We start from the raw sequence: 19,944 nt of genomic DNA, 5'->3' as shown, positions 1-19,944 counted from the left end.
GGTCACGACACCTCTTCCCAGATTCGCTGCGCGTTCGCGAGACCGGTACCGACCCCAACGAGGGAATCTTCGAGACCTTCGAACTCGATAGAAATGGGTCCGTCGAAGCCCGATGACTTGATCGCCCCGATGAGCTGGCGCATGGGCAAGTCACCGAAGCCAACGATGGCCCCGAGAATACTGCGCCCTGCAACAGTTGTGAGCCAGCCCTCGCCCGGGGAAAAGTCGCGGATATAGAAATCCTTCAGGTGAACTGCAGATGCGTAGGGCAGTGTCTGCGGCACCGCCGACTGAGGCAGCTCGTCAACACAGAGAAAATTTCCAACGTCGAGCGTGACCCGAAAGTTTGGCAGGCCCACGGCCTCGACAAAGCGCCGAACACGCTCACTGTTATTCATGCTCATTCCGTGATTTTCGATACTCGTGGTGATCCCGAGCGTCGCTGCATAGTTGGCGATCTCGCGGCACACGGGCACGAGCGCTTCGAAGGTTCGCTCGAACTCGGCTTGATCTTTCTCCCGCCAGTCCCAGTCCACGACGTCGTGGCGGAAGAGAGGAATACCCAGGATGTGAGCGACAGTCAGGTGTGCTTTGAGCCGGTCGATTTGCGCGGTCAGATCAGGGTCGAGAAAGTTCGCGGCAACGACGTAGTTGACGAGTGGAACGCTGCGTTCTTCTGCCCTGAGACGGATGTTTTCCACCAGTTCGGGGTCATCGATGAGCTGGCTTCCGAGGCCCGCGATGGAGATCTCGAGGTGGCTGGCTGAAGAGTCGGCGACCCAGTCGATCGCTCCCAGGATGTCCATCGTTCCCTTGTGGAACGCCGAGGCAAAACTGTATGAACTGACTCCGATTCTCATTCGGATCACCTTCCTTGTGTGCAACCTGGAGCAGGTGCGCAAGGCCAAACGAGCGGTCTCAGTGCGAATGCGAACCCGGCTCTGATTAGTATGGTCCTGAATTCACGTGGCGGTAACGGCGTGCTGCGCACAGGGGTCACCCAGTTCCTGTCGGAGGGACGACTCCTCCGGTGTGCAGGCTCCGAACATCGCCTTTCGTTCCCAACGACAGGACCTGAATCGTGCTTCATCGCCCCAGGATCATCTCTCTCGGGATGTCACTTGAAGCCAGCGTGTACTCGCCTGCCGTCACTCGAATTGACCAGTTCGAGCGCACCGAGGGGGAGAGCTATTTCGCTTACTACCCGTTTTTCGGGGCCGATTCACCGCTGCGCACGCGTGCGGACTGGACGGCGCTCGTTCACTACCGTTCGATTCCGGGAGGGCCGGTTCCCGCAGACGACTATCGAACGATGACTGAGACGCTCCTCGCCGCGGTAAAGAACTCCCTCCGCAACGAGGGCCCGGTAGACGGGGTTCTCTACGATATCCACGGAGCGATGAGCGTCATCGGTACTGACGACCCCGAGGGTGAGCTGATAGCTCGGATCCGGCAGCTCGTCGGCCCCGACGCACTGATCTCGGCCAGCATGGATTTGCACGGTAATGTCTCGCATCAGCTCGCCTCGACCGTCAATCTCATTACCTGTCATCGGCTTGCACCGCATGAGGACGCACTGGATACCGTGGAGCGCGCCGCGACGAATCTCGTCGACCGGCTCCTCGGCCCACGGCGGTCAGACCCTGTGATCACGGCGTGGATCCCCGTGCCCATCCTGCTCCCCGGTGAGAAAACCAGCACGAGGGTAGAGCCGGCGAAGAGCCTCTACGCTCTCGTGGGGCAGGTAGAGAATCGTCCCGGCGTGCTGGACGCCGGCATCTGGACGGGCTACGCCTGGGCCGACGAGCCGCGCAACCATGCCGTGGTCGTGGTGACAGGAGACGACCGCGAAGCTGTGGCCGAGTCCGCGGAACTGCTCGCGAGCAGCTTCTGGCGTGTGCGGAACGACTTCACGTTCGTGGCCCCCACCGGGACGTTTGACGACTGCCTTAATGCCGCCATCCACAGCTCGGCCAGACCATTCTTCATCAGCGATTCTGGAGACAACCCAACGGCTGGCGGAGCAGGCGACGTGACCGGCACCCTGCGCGATTTGCTTCGGAATCCCGAGGTCAGTGAGGCATCCGTCGAGGTGGTTTACGCCTCGATCCCCGACCATGCCGCCGTTGACGCCTGCATTGCGGCTGGAGTTGGCGGGCCGGTGACGCTCTCGGTGGGCGCGATCGTGGATGACACCGTTGCGCCCGCCGCCAAAATCACCGGCACCGTCGAGCACATCGTGCACGGGGACCCGGCAGCCGACACCGAGGTGGTCGTGCGGTCTGGCGGGCTCAGGGTCATCCTGACCCGGAGGCGCAAGCCCTATCATCTCGAATCGGACTTTACCCGGAACGGGATTGATGCACGGACGGCCGATATTGTGGTGGTGAAGATCGGCTACCTCGAGCCGGAACTGTTCGACATGGCCGCAGACTGGCTGATGGCGCTCACGCCGGGCGGCGTGGACCAGGATCTGTCGCGTCTGGCGCACAACCGGATCATCCGGCCCCTGGTCCCGTTCGACGAGGTGACGACGATACCCGATCTGTCCGCACGTATTCTCTGAGCGGGCTGACCTGAGCCGACCTGCGCGGCTCCCAGGGGAGGGCGGTTGCTGGATGTGATAATTGAGTATGCACATAGAAATCCTTCATATTAATGAGTGCCCGAATTGGGTTGAAGCCGGGACGCGAGTCGAAGCTGCCTTGGCCGAGGTGGGGCACGGTGACGACGCTGTGACGTATCGTCTCTTGACGACGAGCTCCGAAGCTGCCGACGTTCTTTTCGCCGGCTCGCCAACCATTCTTCTGGACGGCGTTGACGCGGTGCCCACCGACGGACGGACATCAGACCTTGCGTGCCGTATTTACCGCACGACTGAAGGCTTTGCTGGTGTTCCGACCGTGGCTGAGCTGGTCGAGGCGATGCAGCGACACATCTGATCGGGACTCCGGGAGCGGCATCCATTTGATGTAGTTTGTCGCCGCGCTGTGGTTGGGTAAAGGTCTGGCGGGGGAATCTGAACGCCCGATTCAGCGCTCGCTCAAGGAGAAATTCCTGAAGCATCGGGACGGCGAAATCCACACCTAGACTCAGTGACGTGGATGATGAGGTGGGCGAGGCATACGCACGCCGGGCAGTGGAGTACACTGAACTCTTCGGGTCGATGGATGCAGTTCACCCCTTGGACCGACAGCTGGTGGCAACGTGGGCTGGCAGTTTGCACGGGGCCATACTTGACGCTGGTTGCGGTCCCGGGCACTGGACCAATTTCCTCACGGAACTCGGTTACTCGGCGCACGGGATGGACCTGGTACCCGCGTTTATCGAGCGTGCCCGCACCGCCTATCCCGGCATTTCGTTTCGGGTTGGCAACCTCAATGCCATTTACCTGGAGAGCCGGACGGTTGCAGGGGTGCTCGCGTGGTACTCACTCATCCACCATAAGCCCGACGCTCTGCGCGTTCCCTTGTTGGAATTGAGCCGCATACTCAGCCCCGGCGGAGAACTTGTAATCGGCTTTTTCGTGGGTCACGTGGTGGAGAAGTTCGATCATGGCGTTGTCGAGGCCTGGCGGTGGCCCGTGAGTGACCTGTGCGCCGAACTGGTGGCGGCCGGGTTTGATGTGGTCGAAACGCACGTGCGGACGACCGCCGGTAAGCGACCTCACGGCGCAATTATCGCTCGGCTGAGTAATAGGGGTGGCGGCACGCACCGGCTGTAGTTTGTCGCCGCACTGTGGTTGGGTAAGCGGATGACAGTCGACAGTGGTTTTCGAAACCTCAACGTGGATGGCCTGGTCAACGCCCGTGATCTGGGAGGCCTTCGACGACAAAATGGCAGCCTCACGCCGCGCGGAGTCTTCTTTCGGGCCGAGAATGTTGATTGGGCGACATCTCTCGGGTGGAAGCAGATGTTTGATGCCGGCATCCGCACCGTCGTTGATCTTCGTCAACCCGCGGAACGTGACCGGGACACGGGGCGTCGACCCAGTTGGCTCGAGACGATTCACGTGGACCTGGACGGTCTTGAGAATGTCGAGTTCTGGAAGGATTATTGGGACAACGGGTTGGTTGGTACCGCCCTCTACTTCTTGCCACACCTGACGTCCATGCCGGAACGAACGGGCGCGGCACTGTCTGCAGCGGTCAACGCTCCACGTGGCGGTGTGCTCTTTCACTGCATGGCCGGGAGAGATCGCACGGGGATGATTGCTCTCCTGTTGCTCCTCGCAGTTGGCACGGACCCGGACGAGATTGTCGACGATTACTTGGAGACCGTGCGTTTAGGAGACCAGAGGGCGGTGATTACGAAGCGGAACAATGAGGAGAGCGTTTTGGAGGAGTTCTGCCAACGCCATGGCACTACGACCGAAGGTGCGTTCCGTTCGGTGATCGAAGCCTTGGATCTGCCGGCGACGCTGACCGCGGCCAACCTGAGCGAGCATGATCGAGGCGCCCTCCGCACCTGGCGGGGGAGCATTGCATCGACCTCCGCCCGTTGACTGTCGACCTCGAAAACGCACCGCAGGCTGTCGTTGGATGTGGGAGTTGCGACACGGGCGCAACGACTACTGCCGACAGCTCAGCGTCTACTCCTAGTGTGGGGTCATGACAGAACGCTATTTCTTCTCCGCGGACGTGAGTAGGGTTGACCGATCTCGTGTTCACCAGTGGCTCAGCGAGCAGTCGTATTGGGCGCAGGGGCGATCGCGTGAAATGCAGGATGCAGCCATCGATGCGTCGCGAAACTATGGCGTATACGACAGCGGAACCGGCGAGCAAGTGGCCTACGGTCGTGTCGTCACCGACGGAATCACATTCGCATGGTTTTGTGACGTGTTTGTCTGCACCGAGGCACGTGGGCTGGGCATCGGCAAGATGCTGACGGCCGGCGTCGTGGAGGACCTGGAACCTCTCGGCCTGAAGAGGGTCTTGTTGTCTACCGGTGATGCGCATGGGTTGTATGCCCAATATGGCTTTGCCCCCTTGGCTGAGCCGTCCAAGATGATGGCCCGCGTTCAATAGGGCATCCGCTCTCGCGCGTGGAGCTTGTCAAGCGGATGCTTCGCCAGTGACAGTGCGTAAGCAACTCCTTTACTTGTTAATTCACCTGAGAAGGGGAGTCGCTTGGGTCAGCTGCTGGTGAGGTCGATGTTCATCGTGGAGACAACCGTGGGATTTCCCGCAGTGCCACGTGGCTGCATATCCACGAGAGCAAGCTGATTCAGGTAGATCAGTGCGCCCGGTTCGGCGTGTTCCGCCCGGGTGACAGTTATATGCGGGCGGTAGCCGGCGCGGAAATACTGCGGATTATCCAGCGTCAGCCCACACCGTTCCTCGAGCGTCGTGAGTAGTCGATTGTGAAGCCGAGTGAGCGTGCCGGATTCATCCAGCACAATGTTGGCAGGAATAGACCCTGAGCCGCCAAACATTTCCTCTGCACCAACCCGCACACAAAGCCCGAGTGGCCGTGCGACTTCGATGGTTTTTTCAATCTCGGCAGATGTCGAGCGCGTGTGGAAGTTCGGTACGAGGGTCACGTGCAGAGGCCACTGGTCAACGGGGAATCCTTCTCCGACGGAGAGCGGTTTCACGGGGAGGACGACAACGTAGTGCTGCATGGGTTCACCGTAGCGCTTCACCACAGCACGCCTCTATCGTCCTCCCTCGTCGCGAAAACTTAGTTTGAAAAGCGGGGGTAGCAAACATCCGTTTGAAGGAGCTCAGCGGATGCTGTGAAGCCGTTCCGCACGTATGCGCGTATCGCTCGCGGACTTGAGTGCACCGTGACCCGCTCCAGGTTCATGCCCCGCGCCAGCTCAAGAACGCTGGAGATGAGGGCGCTCCCCACTCCGAACTCACGATTTTCCGCTCGCACATAGACCCCCTGTAGGTCTCCAGATGCACGGATCAGTAATCGTGGGCTCGGGACCCGTTGCACAATTGCCAGCCATGCCATCCCGATGACGGCGCCGTCCCGCAGAGCAACAGTGCATCGGTGGCTTGCACCGTTTTCACCTGCCCAGCGCGTGAAGGATTCGATAAATTCCGGGAGAGTCGTCGTCGGTATTCCGTCCTTCTCGAGAATCGACTCCCAGCGCAAGAGGGCTACCTGAGCCAGTTCAGACGGATTAGCGAGTCGCACCTCTAAATCAATCATGACCTCATCCTGACCCATCACCACGTAAGGTGCGTGGTCTCCTCCGCGGATCCCGCGATGCGAGCAGGTAGTGCAGTGTTTCGCTGCCGCGAGCGACAGAACCCGGTCGGGGGGATTCACCGGAACTTGCTGGAACTGTGAAACGGTCAACGCGATGACCGAAAGCTTCTTCGCAACCTTGAAAACCGAGTTTTACTGCCGCTGACTCCATGTTCACAAACCTGGGGCATGGGCGCTGGTGGCGGTCTCGTAGCCGTCGAGCCCTCGAAACAAAGGAGTTCCGAAATGAAGCGGTGCCGCAATCGCACGCGGGAAGCAGCTTCGTCCCGGCGTGAAAGTGCCCAACCATCGCGACACCGATGGTGTGGCGTCGCCCGCTGCTAACACCCGCGTCACGGCCATCACCGGCATCGTCCTTGGCGTCATCCCGCTGCTGTCCTGAATCGGACTGATTCTCAGCATCGTCGCCCTGGTCGGCTACCGTCGGGCCGGAGATGACGAGCGGCGGGGCAGTAGCGTCGCCACACTCTTGGTAGAAGAGCATCGACGTCTCGAAGGTGACAGGAGGCATGCATTTTCTCCTTCGCGGACCAGGCAACCCGATCCACAAGGATGTTTGCGGTCTGGGCAGGCGCCTGCACAAAAGAAGTGATGTGAGCACCCGACGACCGCGCCGAATCGACCACCCGAAATAAACAGTCGTGAGGGGTGGTTGTGGCTACAGATAACTATTGAGAACCAAACCCTGTTGGGACGAATTTATGACGCAGCACAGAGACACGGCAACCGCCTCCGAACTCATCGACGGTGAGTCTGCGCCCGAGGCGCTGGTTGATGCGGAGCGCAGCCAGCGCTCTCGGGCTGTTATCGCTGGCCAAGGAAACCTGGCACTCGTCAATACCCAGTGGATAACCGGGGAGGTTGAGGCGAGCCAGCCGATCTGGGGAGTTCCCGGCTTGTGGTCGCCGCTGCCGCTCGGATCGTCGGGACTGCTGCTGAGTGCGTCCGCATCGGACGGGATCTTTGTGGACGGTGAGCTCGTTGACGGCGCTATCGTCGTGGCTGGAATGGACGCTGTGTCCCCGTCCCGCATCCGGTTCAGCGAGACCCTCACGGGAACCGTCATCGCGAGCGAGGAGGATGACTATGCCCTGCGGGTGTGGGATGCCGACTCCGAGGGCATCCGGGACTTCGGCGCAATCGACGCGTTCCCCTATGACCCGGCCGCAGTCGTCGAGGCGACATTCACTCCGAATGCCGGCACGTGCGATGTCAGCATTGCCTATCTCAAGGAACAGGGTAAGACCCAAGAGAAAACCCTGCCGGGAGAAATCACCTTTACCCTCGGCGGAGAAGAGCACCGTCTGGTGGTCTACGGAGACGGTCCGAACTGGCTGCTCATTTTCGCCGACGCCACCACCGGGGACACAACCTACAGTGTTGGCCGGTTCCTGAGCGTGGCCCCCGACGCCACGGGGTCGCTGATGTTGGACTTCAACCTGGCCTATCTTCCCCCGTGTGCCTTCAGCTACAACTTCAATTGCCCCATCCCGCCGAAACAAAACCGGCTGGCCATCGCTGTCACTGCGGGGGAGCGCAACGTACTCGCGCGAAACGATGACCTGCTCCACTAATAAGGGGGCAGAGGGGCCGACGTGCCCAGCCGGGACGAGTAGTCGCCAGCCTTAGCGGGCGGATGACGTCCCGGCCGCGGTGATGGCGGAGGTTTGGCCGCGGACACACAACGGCGCAGAACCGAGGCTAGGTCGGTTCTGCGCCGTGGGGGATGGAATCAGATGTCGCTGGCGGTCTCAAACTGTGAGACGTTCGGAGCAGCAGTGAGGAGGTATCCGAGTTCGGTTGCGCCTTCTCCGGTGACGGCCATGACTGCTCCGAATCGTGTGGGTGGGGTGGGGCTTAGAAGTTGATGATCTGGTAGCCCTCGGTCACGAGGTTTCGGACGCTCGCCTCGCCCTTGTAATCGGTGAGTAGGTCCCAGCCGCCCAGGGCAACAGCGTCGGAGACTCCGTGCGAGGCGACGCAGAACCCGCAGGCGCCCCGGATGTTGTCCTTGAGCGCAACGGCAAGAGGGTTCATCTTGTGCGTGGGGTCGGTGATTGCAGCCAGCGTTTCGACGCCCGATCCGTCGAAGACGACGGTGACGTCATCGCCGGCCTGCTTGAATTCGAGGGCGGTCTTGAGACCGCGGTACACGCGTGAGACGTCGGAGGTGATGGGCTCGTAGATGACGACGGCGATCTTAAGGTCTGACATGATGTCCTGCTTTCTGGGTAGACCGATCTGGTCACTATCTACTATACCGATCGGTCTGGTAAAGTCCAATCATGGAAACCATGACCGTTACTCCGGTGCCAAGCGCTCGGGCGCGCCTTCTGGCATCCGCTCGTCGACTGTTCCACGAACACGGCATCAACGCCACGGGAATCGATCTCATCGTTCGTAGTGCGGGGGTGGCCAAGGCGAGCCTGTACAACAACTTCGCCAGCAAGGAAGCGCTTGTGGTGGCGTATCTGGAGGACGAACTCAACGGATGGGTTGATCACGCCCGTGCCGTGGACGACCCCCGGTGGTCGCGGCAGGAGCGCATTGCGACACTTTTCGAGGTGCTCGCGCTCTCTGTGGAAGCGAACACGTTCTTCGGGTGCCCCTTCACGAACGCGGTGATCGAGCTACCGGAATGTGTCGCGGTGCGGCAGATGGCAGATCGCTACCGCGATGAGGTTCGAGCACACATCTCGGTGCTGGTGGGCGAGGCTCCGGGCTCGACGGTTGTGTCCCGCCTCGTCCTTGTATACGACGGTGCGATCACGGCCGCGAAGGTGGCCCGTGACGCTGGCCTGGTTCGCCAGGCTGGAACGCTCGCCCAAGATCTCGTTTAGAGCGTTCAGAAGAACCCAGACAGAGCAGGTGGCACGTCGGGGGAGGCTCGCGTCACCACCGTGTCGTGTGCCGTGCGCGCTGCACACGTCGCAGGGCTTGAATCGCGACCCGCGCGACGCCGGATCCCAGCCGGTAGCGCACGTCGGCGACAGCCACATTCCAGAGGCCATCGTTGTAGGTGGGATACGCATGCGTCGTGCCCGCAATGGCAGTCGTGCTCAGCCGGTTTTTCACCGCGAGGGAAATCTCGCCCAGGGTCTCCCCGGCCCGTGGACCCACGACGGTTCCGCCGAGAACACGTCCGCGTTTGTCGACGATCAGTTGCGTGTAGCCATCGGTGTGCAATTGCGTCACGGCCCGGTCCACGTGTTCGTGCGCACAGGTCACAATGCGGTACCCGGCTTTGACAGCGTCCGCGGCTTGCAAGCCGACAGTCCCCACCTCCGGGTGCGTGAACGTGACCCGGGGAACAGCGGTGGCGTCCAAGCGGCGCGTCAGGCCGAGAACGGCATTCATAGCCGCGACGCTGGCGTTCACGCCCGCAGTGTGGGTGAACTGCGGCAGGCTGGTGACGTCGCCAGCCGCCCAGATACGCGCATTGGAGGTGCGCAAGAGTGAGTTCACCACAATGTTTCCGTGGGCGTCTTGGCGCACCCCAACCCGGTGCAGGTCGAGTCCGGCAGAGTTCGGGCGCCGACCCAAAGCGACAAGGACCCGGTCAAATGGTACGGTTTCGCCGTCGTCGAGGGTGAACGTTCCTGACAGCCGGTTGGCGGAGGTGACCGCCGTGACGGTGGAATTGATGCGCACATCGACTCCGTCAGCGATCAGCGCGGCATGGATGATGGCACTGACCTTGTCGTCTTCTTTGGGGAGCAAACGTGGCCCACGGTGCACCAGTGTCACGGCAGATCCCAGACGCGCCATTGCCTGCGCAATTTTACACCCGATGGCTCCGCCTCCCAGCACTACGAGGCGCGGGGGAAGCACCCGCAGGCTCCAGAACGTTTCGCTGGTCAAGATATCGACTGTGTCGATCCCGGGGAACTCCGGTGCAGCCGGGGATGCCCCGGTTGCGATCAGGGCCTGCCGAAAGCGCAGTTCCCGGCCATCGACATCCACTGTGTTCGGGCCGGTAAATCGGGCCCGGCCGATCATCACCTCAACGCTGTCCGCCTCCAAGGACTCCGCAGAGTCGACGGGAGCGATCTCGAGCATCGCATCCTGCACGTGAGTCATCACCTGCGCGAAATCGATGATGACATCGTGTGAGGTCACGCCGAGGCGCGCCGATGATCGGGCGGTCGTTGCGGCATCAGCTGCGGCGATGAGTGACTTGCTCGGTACGCAGCCGGTCCACAGGCAATCCCCACCGAGCAGGTTGTTCTCGATCAAAACGACTCGAGCACCGAAACCGGCGGCGGTGCGGCTGGCCACGAGACCGGCGGTTCCGCCGCCGATAACAACCAGGTCCCATACGTCTGTTTCCCTCATGACTGTGAGCGTAGACGCTCTTCCTGATGCATCGTTAGGTGGGCGATCGTTAGGCTGACGGGAACGAAAGGCCGCACCATGGCGAACGTGTACGAGACCGGGGCGCGCTTCTACGACGCTCTCTCCGGTGAACGCATCATCTATCGCGCTGGCCGCGAGCGTGGTGTGGCCCTTCTGAACCTCCGCCCCGGGGATACCGTCTTGGACCTGGGCTGCGGCACCGGCCTCAATTTCGATCTGCTCGTTCGGGCCGTGGGCCCGTCGGGACGAGTCATCGGGCTCGATCGCAGCCCGCAGATGCTGAAGGTGGCACGCCGTCGCCTCGAGGTGAAAGGGTGGTCCTGTGTACGCCTGATTGAAGCGGATGCTGCGAGCTTCGATCCCCAGCAGGTCGCTGATCAGCTCCCGGCAGATTCAGGCGACCGTGTGGACGCGGTTTTCTCGAGCTATGCCATGAGCGTCTTTGATGACTGGCGCCCGGCGTGGGAGCGGATGCGCGCAGTCCTCCGCCCGGACGGCCGGGCAGCGATCGTGGATATGCAGTTGCCCAGTGGTGCAGCGCGTGTGTTCAGCCCCCTCGTTCGATTCGTTACTGCGGTGGGCGGTGCCAACCTGGAGGCTCGCCCCTGGACCGTGATTGAACGTCACGCGGTCGACATCCAGTCGTCCTCCCTGCGTGGCGGGCACATTCGCGTCGTTGCGGGAACAATCCCCTGAACCGCAGGGAGAACGCGGTGCGTTCGAGGCCACAGAACCTGTCAGGTTCGGCCTTTAGGCTGAAACCTGTAACCCCATAACTGAAAGGTTCACGCCCATGAAGGCAGTACTCAACGGCACGGTCATCGCCGAAGCCCCCCAAGATGAACTGGTGAAGATCGAAGGCAACTGGTACTTCCCACCCGCCAGCGTCAACTCCGACCTGCTCGTACCCAGTGCCACGCCGTACACCTGCGCGTGGAAAGGCGAATGCCAGTACTTCAACGTGAAGGACGGCGACACCCTGCTCCAGGATCGCGCTTTCAGCTACCCCACGCCGTACCCCGCCTCCTTCGAGCGCGTGGGCCGAGATTACAGTAACTTCGTCACGTTCTGGAAAGAAGTACAGGTCATCAACTAACGACCACGCAGGTGAGGGCGGGGTGGTCACGGTCCACACGTGTCCCCGACAGGGCCACCCCGCTACACCATGCGCATCCGCCACGCCGTGAAATCCCCGAGACGCTGCCGGACATACCTCAGTATGAGAGTTGTGACCGACACCGACCGTGAGAAGCGGATGCGTGACCTCGTTGCGCTCGTCGCCGACCCGGTGCACCGCTATCTGCACCGCCGCGCCGACGCCGCGACGGCCGACGACGTGCTCGGCGACACCCTCCTCGTGTGCTGGCGTCGCCTCGACGAGGTGCCCGCCGACGCCCTCCCGTGGGCGATCGTCGTCGCTCGGCAGTGCCTGAGCAACGCCCGACGGGCCGAGCGCCGCCGCACGCGCCTCATCGGTCGCATCATTGCCATCGACCCGCCACCGGCCGCGGTGCACGACAACACCGCAGCATCCACTGTTGACACTGTCGCCGTGACCACCGCCCTGACCCACCTGCGACGGAACGACGCCGAGATTCTGCGCCTCTGGGCGTGGGACGAACTGACGAGTCCGCAGCTGGCCGTGGTCTTGGGCATCAGCGCGAACGCAGCGGCCATTCGCTTGCATCGGGCGAAAGCGCGCTTCAAGCAGGAACTTCTGAAATCTGACGGCCCCACCGGACATGTATCCCATGACGAAGGGATCACCGATGCGTGACGACGACCGTGCGCTGCGTGATCAGCTGCGCTCCACCGATCCGGCCCGCGAGCTGCTCCCACCCTCGTCAGCCTGGCTCGACCTCAGAATGGAGCAGATCATGACCGACCGACCCGCCACTGGCACTGGCACTCGCACTGCGAAGGCGTCGCGACCTTTCTTCCGCTGGTGGATGCCGGCGGCCGGCATCGCCGCCAGCCTCGCTATCGCCGCCGCGATCATCGTGCCCCTCACCCTCGGGGGACCGGAACCGAGCGTCGAGGTACTGAAGGCTCCCCAGGGCGGAGACCTTGCGAGTGGCAGTTGCCTCATGCTCGAGCCGGCGACCGTCGCCGCGCAGGAGCAGGCATTCGCGGCGAGGGTCCTGCAGATTCAGGGCGACACCGTTGTGCTGGAGGTCACGGAGCGCTTTATTGGTGACGTCGCCGACCGCGTCGAGGTGACGCAGGTCGACGCTCTGACCTCCGACTTCTCCGGTGTGCCTTTTGAGGTCGACCAGAGTTACCTCGTTGGCGCCCTCGACGGAACAATCACCGGCTGCGGCGTCACCGGAGCCGACAGTGCCGAACTCCGCGCGGTCTACGCCGCAGCGTTCCCCGACTGAGCCACGCAGGACGCTTCGTGCCGTGCCGCTCTGAAGCTGCTCCAACATCCAGATTCCGACCGACACGGGGCATCAGGGTTCACTTGGCTTGCCATTCGACTCTGTACTGAGCCGCATGGACGGTGGCCTCTGGGCGTACTTTCTGGGATCCCAGCTGGGCTTGATGAGCCGTTTGGCCACGTCGACGCAGAACTTATCCAGATCGTTGTAGACCTGTGAACGCGTCTCCTTGTACGAGTCTCGGGCGCACGTGCCGGCTCCCCTTCGCCAGTTCTCCTCCTCCCCATTCTCTTGTGCCTGGTCGAAATCGCGGTAGAAATCCTCGGCCTGCTCTAGGGCATGACGAAGATGCAACACCACTTCCCAGGACAAGCCAGCGGCTAGCGAGTTGGGGTGAAGCACTAGCCACACCGCTGCCCGAGCCGACCTCACGTCATCTACCGTCATGCGGCAGCTCTTCATGCGCTCTTGTCTCTCTGTGACATTCGCGAGCAACTCCTCGTTGCGGTGCGGCTTCTCACGCTCGGACACTGAGGGCGGGGTCACATATCGCAGTGCGGCAAGAGCGGCGTGTGCAGCGCGGACGAAAGTCGCGGCCGGCTCCAGGAGGATCGGGCGCGCCTGCTGTTGGCGGTCGTGCCGCCTCGACTCAAGCGCAGCGAATAGTCCAACTGCGAGGCCGACGAGAGCAACGAAGACAGTGACGTTATCACCGACGCTCATCGGGACCTCTTTTCGCAAGGTTTACCTGCTCTACGCATTCTTGCGGTCAGCGTACAACTGGCGTCTCCATTCCGATAGCACGCACCGTCAGCCGCGAAGGAATCACGTCCGAGTGTTGATTTTGTAACAGTGTTCAGTCCTGCGAGCATATTGGTATGGTCACAGAGTCTTTTCTCCCCGAGTTCAGCGCCAGCCGGATTAGCGAGGTGGCCGATCGGCTTTCCGAAGCCGGCGTCGGTATCATCGCAGGAACGCTGGCGAACGCAGCCGGCATCTACCTGGCCAAGACCATCCCGGTTGATCGACTGGCAACGTTTGCTTCCTCTGGTCTCGGTGCCCCGCCGGTGTGGAACATTTTTTGCATCGACGGCGGTATCGCATTCACCCCCGACCTTGGCGTGGTGGGCGATATGCGGCTTCGACTCGATCTTGATGCCCTTCGGATTCTGGATGGCGGTCTGGCCTGGGCGCCAACGGAGATTTTTGACCAGAACGGCGCACCGCTCGCCATCGATCCGCGGGGGCGGCTCCGCCGCATCCAACGCGACATCGAAGATGCCGGGCTTGAGGCGCTCGTGGGGCACGAACTCGAGTTCACCATCACCGCCGCGGATGGAACCCCGCTTCCCCGCGCGAATTGGACACCATACGGGCTCGGCTCGGTACTGGACCACGAGGCCTTTCTCACAGAATTACTCTCCGCCACTACCGCCGCCGGTATCCCGCTCGAGCAACTGCACGCCAAGTTCTTTGCCTCCACGGTCGAGTTCTCGCTGCCACCGACCACACCGCTTGAGGCGGCCGATGCCGCAGTCCTTGCCCGCCTGATCACCGGCAGGGTGGCGCGCAAGCACGGCCTGCGGGCGTCGTTCTCGCCCTTTCCGATCACCGGGGGCGGCGGGAATGCGGCACACGCGCACTACTCGTTCAGCCGCAGGGGGGAATCCCTTTTCTCGGGTAGCGACGGACCCTACGGTATGACCGCCGAGGGAGCCTCGTCCATGGCCGGGGTGATCGCCGCACTACCCGGCATCCAGGGTATTCTCGGCGGCTCGATCCTCTCGGGGATACGGTTGCGGCCTCGACTCTTTTCGGGCGCTTACGCCTGTTGGGGGAGGGAGAATCGCGGGGCGGCGGTTCGTTTCCTCGAGGCCACCCGCGGCAATCCGCATGGCGCCAACGTCGAAGTCAAGATCGTCGATCCGTCGTCAAACCCGTACCTGACGACGGCGGTTATTCTCGGTGCCGCCCTCGAGGGCATCCGGTCATCGACGGTGCTTCCCGCGGAGGTGACCACGAGCCCGGCCGACCAGACCGCCGAGCAGCAGCTCGCCTCGGCAACGGTGATCCTTCCCTCCGCGCTGGGCGAGGTGCTCGCAGCCCTAGCCGCGTCCGAACTCGCTGCCCACATTCTCGGTCCAGACATCATCCAGTCCGTACTGGCAGTTCGCCGCTGGGAACTCGATCACTATGGGTCGAGCGATGCCGACCAGCTTCCAGAAAAATTCCGGTTCGCCTGGTCGATCTAACGGGACGTTCGTCAGGTCTGGCTTCAGGATTAGTCTCGTTGTCCGCCGCATTCGGTTCGAAGATTAGTTCGAACAATGCCTCAAGGTGATGGCGACGATTTCGGCTCAATGACGAGGGGTTGGTAAAATGAGAGGGAGGCCAGCGCGGCACAGGTCCGCGGGCCGGAGGAGATCCCATGAAGATCAATGCCGCTGTCGCCCTGAAAAAAGGCGAACCACTCGTTTTGCGTGAACTCTCGCTCGATGAGCTTCGATCTGATGAAGTTCAGGTTCGACTCGTCGCGACGGGAGTGTGTCACACCGACGCGATCGTGCGCGATCAGGTCTATCCCACTCCACTTCCCGCAGTCCTCGGACACGAAGGAGCCGGCATCGTCGAAGCCGTCGGTACGTCGGTGACGAGTGTTGAGGTGGGCGATCATGTCGTGTTGAGCTTCCCCAGTTGCGGAGTCTGTTCGTCCTGTCTCTCCGGCTACCCCGCTTACTGCCTCGATCTGAACGCTTTGGCATTTGGAGGTGCACGCACCGACGGGTCCACCGCGTTCTCTGACGAAGACGGGTCCCCGGTGTCGTCCCACTTCTTCGGCCAGTCATCGTTCGCCTCGGTATCCAACGTTGCCGAGCGAAGCGTGGTCAAGATTTCCAAGGATGTGCCCCTTGATATCGTGGGGCCTCTCGGCTGTGGCATTCAGACCGGTGCGGGAGCGGTTTTGAACGTGCTCGAGCCCGAAGCTGGCAGCAGCATTGTTATCTTCGGAACCGGAGCGGTCGGCATGTCCGCCCTTCTGGCGGCAGTCCTCGCAAATTCCACCACGATCATTGCCGTTGACATCGTCGACAGCCGACTGGAACGGGCGATGCAGTTGGGAGCTACCCACACCATCAACAGCAAAACTGAGGATGCCGTCGAGCGGGTGAGAGAGATCACTGCCGGTGGTGCCAACTACGCTGTCGATACGACCGGCAACGCCAGAGTGTTTGCCCAGATGACCAAGTCACTTGGAACTTTAGGGCATGGTGCACTCGTGGGTGCGGCCGCACCGGGAACGGAGTCGCCCGTCGACATCGGCAGCTTGCTCCTCACTGGCATCACGATCAGCATGGTCATCGAGGGCGACTCTGTACCACAAACGTTCATCCCGAAGCTCATTTCGCTGTACCAGGCGGGGCGGTTCCCGTTCGACAAATTGGTGAAGAAATACGACTTCGCTGACATCAATACTGCGTTCGCCGACAGCGAGAGCGGCGAGACGCTCAAGCCTGTCGTGGTGTTCTGAGCGAAAAGACCGTGAAGGATGACCTCAAGATCGTGCGTGTCGTGGTTGATGCCACTGATGACTGCACGACGACTTCTAGGGTTCGCGGCTACCGAGCGTATTCCGTGAGAAAACGATCCCGGAATTCATCCATCTGCCACAGGGGTGCGCTCGGCGAGGGGAGCATTCCAGGGTCCCAGCCCCACGATGAGATCCGGTCGATTACCGCGGGGTCTTTGGAAATGATGCTGATGGGGACGTCGTGGTTGGCGTCGTCTCCACTGACCACGGAAGACGGTTGGTGGTCGCCGAGCACAACCACAACCAAGTTGGGGTTGTCGTATGTCGTGAGGAATGAGAACAGGGTACTCATGGAATACTGCACGGATTGTCCGTAGAGCCGCTGAGTATCCTCCCTGCTCTGCAGGACACTCCGCGCGTCCCCCTGAGCTGGCTGCGGATCAAAGATGGAGCCGTCGCCAATAGATGCCCAGGGCACTTCCTGAGGGAGTGGAGTCCACGGTGTATGTGATGAGACGAAGTCGATCTCCGCCATCACCGGCGCATGTGGTTGAGCCAGTTCCTTTTTCTGAAAGTAATCCCACGTGAACTGGTCCGGAATGCGCGCATAGCTAAACTTCGGCCCCTGGTACCCCATGTTCTGAGAGTCGGCCGTGAAGTCGAGATCATAGAACGATTCGCCGATCGACCAGGATCGAGTATTGGAGGGTACGACGTTGAGGGTGCGCCAGCCCGCCTTGTTGAACGCCGAGCTCAGGGTAAGACGGCTACCCGAGGTGACCTGATCGTACTTTGCTTGTGAGTCAATCCACAGGCCGGTCTGGAGGGTTGCATGTGCCAGCCAGCTCACTCCGCCAAAGGTGGAGGACGTGAGAAACGCGCTGCGCTCCGAGTAGCCCTGCACAGCAAGATCCGTGGTCCCTTGCCGGAGCACTTCTGTGACGCCCTCGGAGAAGGCGGTGTCCTGCACAGCAACCTGTCCGTAGCTTTCGATGAACGCGAAGACAACATCTTTCCCCTTCAAACCTCCCAGAAGATCCGCTGCGGGAACCGTCGCGAAGTCGTCGCTGGTGATAGCACTCTCAAACGCAGCTTCCTCCGCCTTCGCGGATGTCACTTCGCCGATTTTCGTCAGGGTCGCACGAAGAGTATCCGCTGCCGCGATCGGTTGTCCCGGCACGACGTGGGCACCAACGAGAGCCAAAACAATCCAACTTGCTGCAACTGCTGAAGCTCCGATGCGGGCCGCGCGGGCATTCTGACGAATGACCACAGCAAGGTGCAGCAGCGCCAAGGTGAGCAAAACAACGAGAGCGGCGGCGATGCCGAGGAGCAGGCCAACGATCACTACTGCGAGCACCGCGCCCGTCGAGTCGCTCAGTACTCCATACCCACTCGCCAATTCCGGCCAACCCGTTACAACATTGAACGGGCGACCCACAGCAGATACGAATCCGCGATCAAGTGCGGCGCTGAGGATTGTGGCGACAAAGAGCACGGCAACTACGCTTGCAGTCACCCGGCGCGCGGCAACCCAGGGCAGACCGGACAGAATCAGCAGAGCGACGAGCGCTTCGAGCGGTACCCGTAGGAGCGCGAGAGCAGAACCAGAACTGATCAGACCGGGTGCGATCACACCGACACACAGAATGACGGCAGACCAGAGCGACCACGTTGACCCGCGTACCGATCGTCGGCGGTTGGCCTTCGAGTCGAGGTTCGTCGACGACGCAGAGGAGGCGTTAGACGCTATCACGGCGTTCTGACTGTAATCGGCGGTCCGGTGAGGTGGTGCCGGCTGTTGGCATTGTGCACGGCGAATCGAGCAGAGAGCGCGTACCGAAGAAGCACAACATCGCCGATCTGTTGCACGTTGGCGAGAGTGGCACGCCGGTTACTGGTCCACGGGAACGCGGCGTCACCCACAAAGCGCGGAGCGCGGGAATCGCCGACGAAGAATGGCGCCACGACTAAATGCAGTTCATCCACAAGATTTGCAGCCAAGAATTGGGTGTGAACGGTCGTGCCTCCTTCAACCATGAGCGCACGAATGCCACGATCAGCAAGGTCAACGATTAGGTCGGTCATGGCGACATCTTCCCCGAGACCCACAACCAGCGCGGCGTGCCCCAGGCGCTGCCGGATGCGTGTCGCCACCGAGGCGGGGCAGTACACCAGCTTGGGTGCATCACCGGTAGTGAAAAAGGCTGCGTTCGGATCCAGATCGCCCGTTTTCGTGACCGTCACTTTCCACGGCGACGGAGGCAAACCCGCAACCTTTCGCTGCGTCTGAAGATCGAGGCTACGGACCAAGAGTCGCGGGTTGTCCCGTCGCACCGTGCGTGCACCAACCAGAATCGCGTCGTTCTCCGCACGCACGACATCCACCCGGTCGCGGTCCGCCTCATTGGAGAGGGTGAGGCGCGGTGGGTCTGTCGTGTCGAGGTAGCCGTCCAGAGAGGTGGCGCTGCTGAGAGTAACGTAAGGCAATTTGCTCACGAGGTTGTCTCCAGATCTTTCGCGATGAGCACCGGGCGTGTGTCTTGCGGAATCGGTCTCTGTCTGCGGGCGGCATAAACGAGTGTCACGACCGCGCCCGGAGCCACGGCGATGATGGTCAAAATACCGAACAGCGCGGAGGCTGCAACCCCCGTCGAGGCGCCAAATCCGGCCACAGCAAAAGCCCAACCTGCGACGCCCTCGCGCGGTCCCCATCCGCCGATGCTGAACGGGATCGACGCACCGAGCAACACCAGCAGGGTGAGAACCAGGAGTTGTCCGGGGGGCACGCTTGCTCCGATCGCAGCGGTCGCAATGGCGAAGGTTGCCACATGGCAGGAGATCACGACGATGGACGCAAGCACGACCTGTACCGCAGTGCGAACTGATCCGATGCCCGAGCGGAGCTCTTGCAGTTCACGACGAATGGCCGCGCCGACGCGCGGCCATTTGGCACCGGCCAGCCCCATCGTGACAGCACCAAAGCCGACAACGCCGAGCCCGATCGCACTCACCACGAGGAGATGGCCGCCAAACTGCGCACCGAGGAATAGACAAATGATGAGCGTGAGCACTATCTGTACAATTTGGCCTGCGGTGCGTTCCAGCACGACGGCACGCGCACTGAGCGCGACACTGCCAGCGCTCTGCCCGTGCGCAACGGCACGGTGCACGTCTCCCACAATTCCCCCAGGGGTGACCGTGTTCAGGAATTGGGACTGGTAGTACCTCCCAATCGCCGTGTGCCAGGAGAGGGGAACTCCGAGCCCGGTGGCAATGATGCACCAACGCCATGCGGCGGCAACGGTCGCGACCGCAGAGAGGAACAGTGCTGCCGCAATTGCCTGCCCATCCACGCTCAGGATGCCGTGAATCAGCGGCCCCGTGCCCACATACGCAATCACACTGGCTAGCAACGCACAGCCGACGACAAGCCGCACAGCCACCTTCACGGAG

The 19,944-nt window shown here is 61.8% G+C and carries 22 protein-coding genes; 13 read left to right on the top strand and 9 right to left on the bottom strand.

Annotated elements, in window-relative coordinates; all coding sequences use genetic code 11:
• Positions 1–2 precede the first annotated feature (2 nt).
• Complete coding sequence (locus H4V99_RS09230) at positions 3–860, bottom strand: sugar phosphate isomerase/epimerase family protein (RefSeq protein ID WP_280677585.1); 858 nt, start codon at positions 858–860, stop codon at positions 3–5.
• Between the two features lie 221 nt (positions 861–1,081).
• Here H4V99_RS09230 and H4V99_RS09225 point away from each other — a divergent pair, with 221 nt between their 5' ends.
• From H4V99_RS09225 to H4V99_RS09205, 5 genes are all read left to right on the top strand, one after another.
• Entirely contained in the window at positions 1,082–2,566 is a 1,485-nt protein-coding gene (locus tag H4V99_RS09225) for a M81 family metallopeptidase (protein WP_280677583.1), read from the top strand.
• 67 nt (positions 2,567–2,633) lie between these two features.
• Positions 2,634–2,942 (top strand): thioredoxin family protein, encoded by a 309-nt coding sequence (locus H4V99_RS09220; RefSeq protein ID WP_280677581.1) that lies wholly within the window; start codon positions 2,634–2,636, stop codon positions 2,940–2,942.
• A gap of 158 nt (positions 2,943–3,100) precedes the next feature.
• Complete coding sequence (locus H4V99_RS09215) at positions 3,101–3,724, top strand: class I SAM-dependent methyltransferase (RefSeq protein WP_280677576.1); 624 nt, start codon at positions 3,101–3,103, stop codon at positions 3,722–3,724.
• Positions 3,725–3,754: 30 nt separating this feature from the next.
• Positions 3,755–4,504 carry a tyrosine-protein phosphatase gene (locus H4V99_RS09210; protein WP_280677572.1) on the top strand — a complete coding sequence of 250 codons (750 nt, stop codon included), beginning with the start codon at positions 3,755–3,757 and terminating at the stop codon, positions 4,502–4,504.
• Positions 4,505–4,610: 106 nt separating this feature from the next.
• Entirely contained in the window at positions 4,611–5,027 is a 417-nt protein-coding gene (locus H4V99_RS09205; RefSeq protein ID WP_280677570.1) for a GNAT family N-acetyltransferase, read from the top strand.
• Between the two features lie 107 nt (positions 5,028–5,134).
• On the opposite strand, the gene H4V99_RS09200 is transcribed toward H4V99_RS09205, so the two are convergent.
• Positions 5,135–5,623 (bottom strand): 2'-5' RNA ligase family protein, encoded by a 489-nt coding sequence (locus H4V99_RS09200; RefSeq protein ID WP_280677568.1) that lies wholly within the window; start codon positions 5,621–5,623, stop codon positions 5,135–5,137.
• Positions 5,624–5,682: 59 nt separating this feature from the next.
• Positions 5,683–6,162 carry a GNAT family N-acetyltransferase gene (locus H4V99_RS09195; RefSeq protein ID WP_280677566.1) on the bottom strand — a complete coding sequence of 160 codons (480 nt, stop codon included), beginning with the start codon at positions 6,160–6,162 and terminating at the stop codon, positions 5,683–5,685.
• 761 nt (positions 6,163–6,923) lie between these two features.
• Here H4V99_RS09195 and H4V99_RS09190 point away from each other — a divergent pair.
• The gene (locus H4V99_RS09190; protein ID WP_280677564.1) at positions 6,924–7,796 is read left to right on the top strand and encodes a DUF1684 domain-containing protein; all 873 of its coding nucleotides are present in this window, start codon (positions 6,924–6,926) and stop codon (positions 7,794–7,796) included.
• Between the two features lie 283 nt (positions 7,797–8,079).
• Here H4V99_RS09190 and H4V99_RS09185 read toward each other — a convergent pair whose 3' ends face one another.
• A complete protein-coding gene (locus H4V99_RS09185; protein WP_280677562.1) occupies positions 8,080–8,436 on the bottom strand; it encodes a sulfur reduction protein DsrE in 357 nt (118 codons plus the stop codon).
• Between the two features lie 71 nt (positions 8,437–8,507).
• Here H4V99_RS09185 and H4V99_RS09180 point away from each other — a divergent pair, with 71 nt between their 5' ends.
• The gene (locus H4V99_RS09180; protein ID WP_280677560.1) at positions 8,508–9,062 is read left to right on the top strand and encodes a helix-turn-helix domain-containing protein; all 555 of its coding nucleotides are present in this window, start codon (positions 8,508–8,510) and stop codon (positions 9,060–9,062) included.
• Positions 9,063–9,114: 52 nt separating this feature from the next.
• Here the strand turns inward: H4V99_RS09180 and H4V99_RS09175 are convergent, their stop codons facing one another.
• Positions 9,115–10,557, bottom strand: a complete 1,443-nt coding sequence (locus H4V99_RS09175; protein ID WP_280677558.1) for an FAD-dependent oxidoreductase — start codon at positions 10,555–10,557, stop codon at positions 9,115–9,117.
• A gap of 78 nt (positions 10,558–10,635) precedes the next feature.
• Between H4V99_RS09175 and H4V99_RS09170 the strand changes: the two genes are divergently transcribed.
• From H4V99_RS09170 to H4V99_RS09155, 4 genes are all read left to right on the top strand, one after another.
• Positions 10,636–11,274, top strand: coding sequence for a methyltransferase domain-containing protein (locus H4V99_RS09170; protein WP_280677556.1), 639 nt, complete (start codon positions 10,636–10,638; stop codon positions 11,272–11,274).
• Positions 11,275–11,371: 97 nt separating this feature from the next.
• The gene (locus H4V99_RS09165; RefSeq protein WP_280677554.1) at positions 11,372–11,674 is read left to right on the top strand and encodes a DUF427 domain-containing protein; all 303 of its coding nucleotides are present in this window, start codon (positions 11,372–11,374) and stop codon (positions 11,672–11,674) included.
• Between the two features lie 132 nt (positions 11,675–11,806).
• Complete coding sequence (locus tag H4V99_RS09160) at positions 11,807–12,355, top strand: sigma-70 family RNA polymerase sigma factor (RefSeq protein WP_280677552.1); 549 nt, start codon at positions 11,807–11,809, stop codon at positions 12,353–12,355.
• Positions 12,348–12,959, top strand: a complete 612-nt coding sequence (locus tag H4V99_RS09155) for a hypothetical protein (protein WP_280677550.1) — start codon at positions 12,348–12,350, stop codon at positions 12,957–12,959. The genes H4V99_RS09160 and H4V99_RS09155 overlap by 8 nt, the downstream gene beginning before the upstream one ends.
• A gap of 72 nt (positions 12,960–13,031) precedes the next feature.
• Here H4V99_RS09155 and H4V99_RS09150 read toward each other — a convergent pair whose 3' ends face one another.
• Positions 13,032–13,682, bottom strand: a complete 651-nt coding sequence (locus H4V99_RS09150; protein ID WP_280677548.1) for a hypothetical protein — start codon at positions 13,680–13,682, stop codon at positions 13,032–13,034.
• A 155-nt stretch (positions 13,683–13,837) separates the two neighbouring features.
• On the opposite strand from H4V99_RS09150, the gene H4V99_RS09145 reads away from it, so the two are divergent.
• Together H4V99_RS09145 and H4V99_RS09140 are read left to right on the top strand one after the other, a co-directional pair.
• Positions 13,838–15,211, top strand: a complete 1,374-nt coding sequence (locus tag H4V99_RS09145) for a glutamine synthetase family protein (RefSeq protein WP_280677546.1) — start codon at positions 13,838–13,840, stop codon at positions 15,209–15,211.
• A gap of 176 nt (positions 15,212–15,387) precedes the next feature.
• The gene (locus H4V99_RS09140; RefSeq protein WP_280677544.1) at positions 15,388–16,488 is read left to right on the top strand and encodes an NAD(P)-dependent alcohol dehydrogenase; all 1,101 of its coding nucleotides are present in this window, start codon (positions 15,388–15,390) and stop codon (positions 16,486–16,488) included.
• Between the two features lie 88 nt (positions 16,489–16,576).
• Here H4V99_RS09140 and H4V99_RS09135 read toward each other — a convergent pair whose 3' ends face one another.
• The 3 genes from H4V99_RS09135 to H4V99_RS09125 are packed head-to-tail and all read right to left on the bottom strand — an operon-like array spanning position 16,577 to position 19,928.
• Positions 16,577–18,244: a CDP-alcohol phosphatidyltransferase gene (locus H4V99_RS09135; protein WP_280677542.1), complete on the bottom strand. Its 1,668-nt coding sequence runs from the start codon at positions 18,242–18,244 to the stop codon at positions 16,577–16,579.
• A complete protein-coding gene (locus H4V99_RS09130) occupies positions 18,241–18,987 on the bottom strand; it encodes a dihydrofolate reductase family protein (RefSeq protein ID WP_280677540.1) in 747 nt (248 codons plus the stop codon). Before H4V99_RS09130 ends, H4V99_RS09135 begins: the two co-directional genes overlap by 4 nt.
• Positions 18,984–19,928, bottom strand: a complete 945-nt coding sequence (locus tag H4V99_RS09125; protein WP_280677538.1) for a lysylphosphatidylglycerol synthase transmembrane domain-containing protein — start codon at positions 19,926–19,928, stop codon at positions 18,984–18,986. Before H4V99_RS09125 ends, H4V99_RS09130 begins: the two co-directional genes overlap by 4 nt.
• Between the last annotated feature and the right edge of the window lie 16 nt (positions 19,929–19,944).

Origin of the sequence: Cryobacterium sp. CG_9.6, assembly GCF_029893365.1 — a bacterium.
In the GTDB taxonomy this organism is placed as follows: domain Bacteria; phylum Actinomycetota; class Actinomycetes; order Actinomycetales; family Microbacteriaceae; genus Cryobacterium.
Note: the sequence above shows the minus strand (reverse complement) of the source record. Positions and strands in the feature narration are given on the sequence as shown.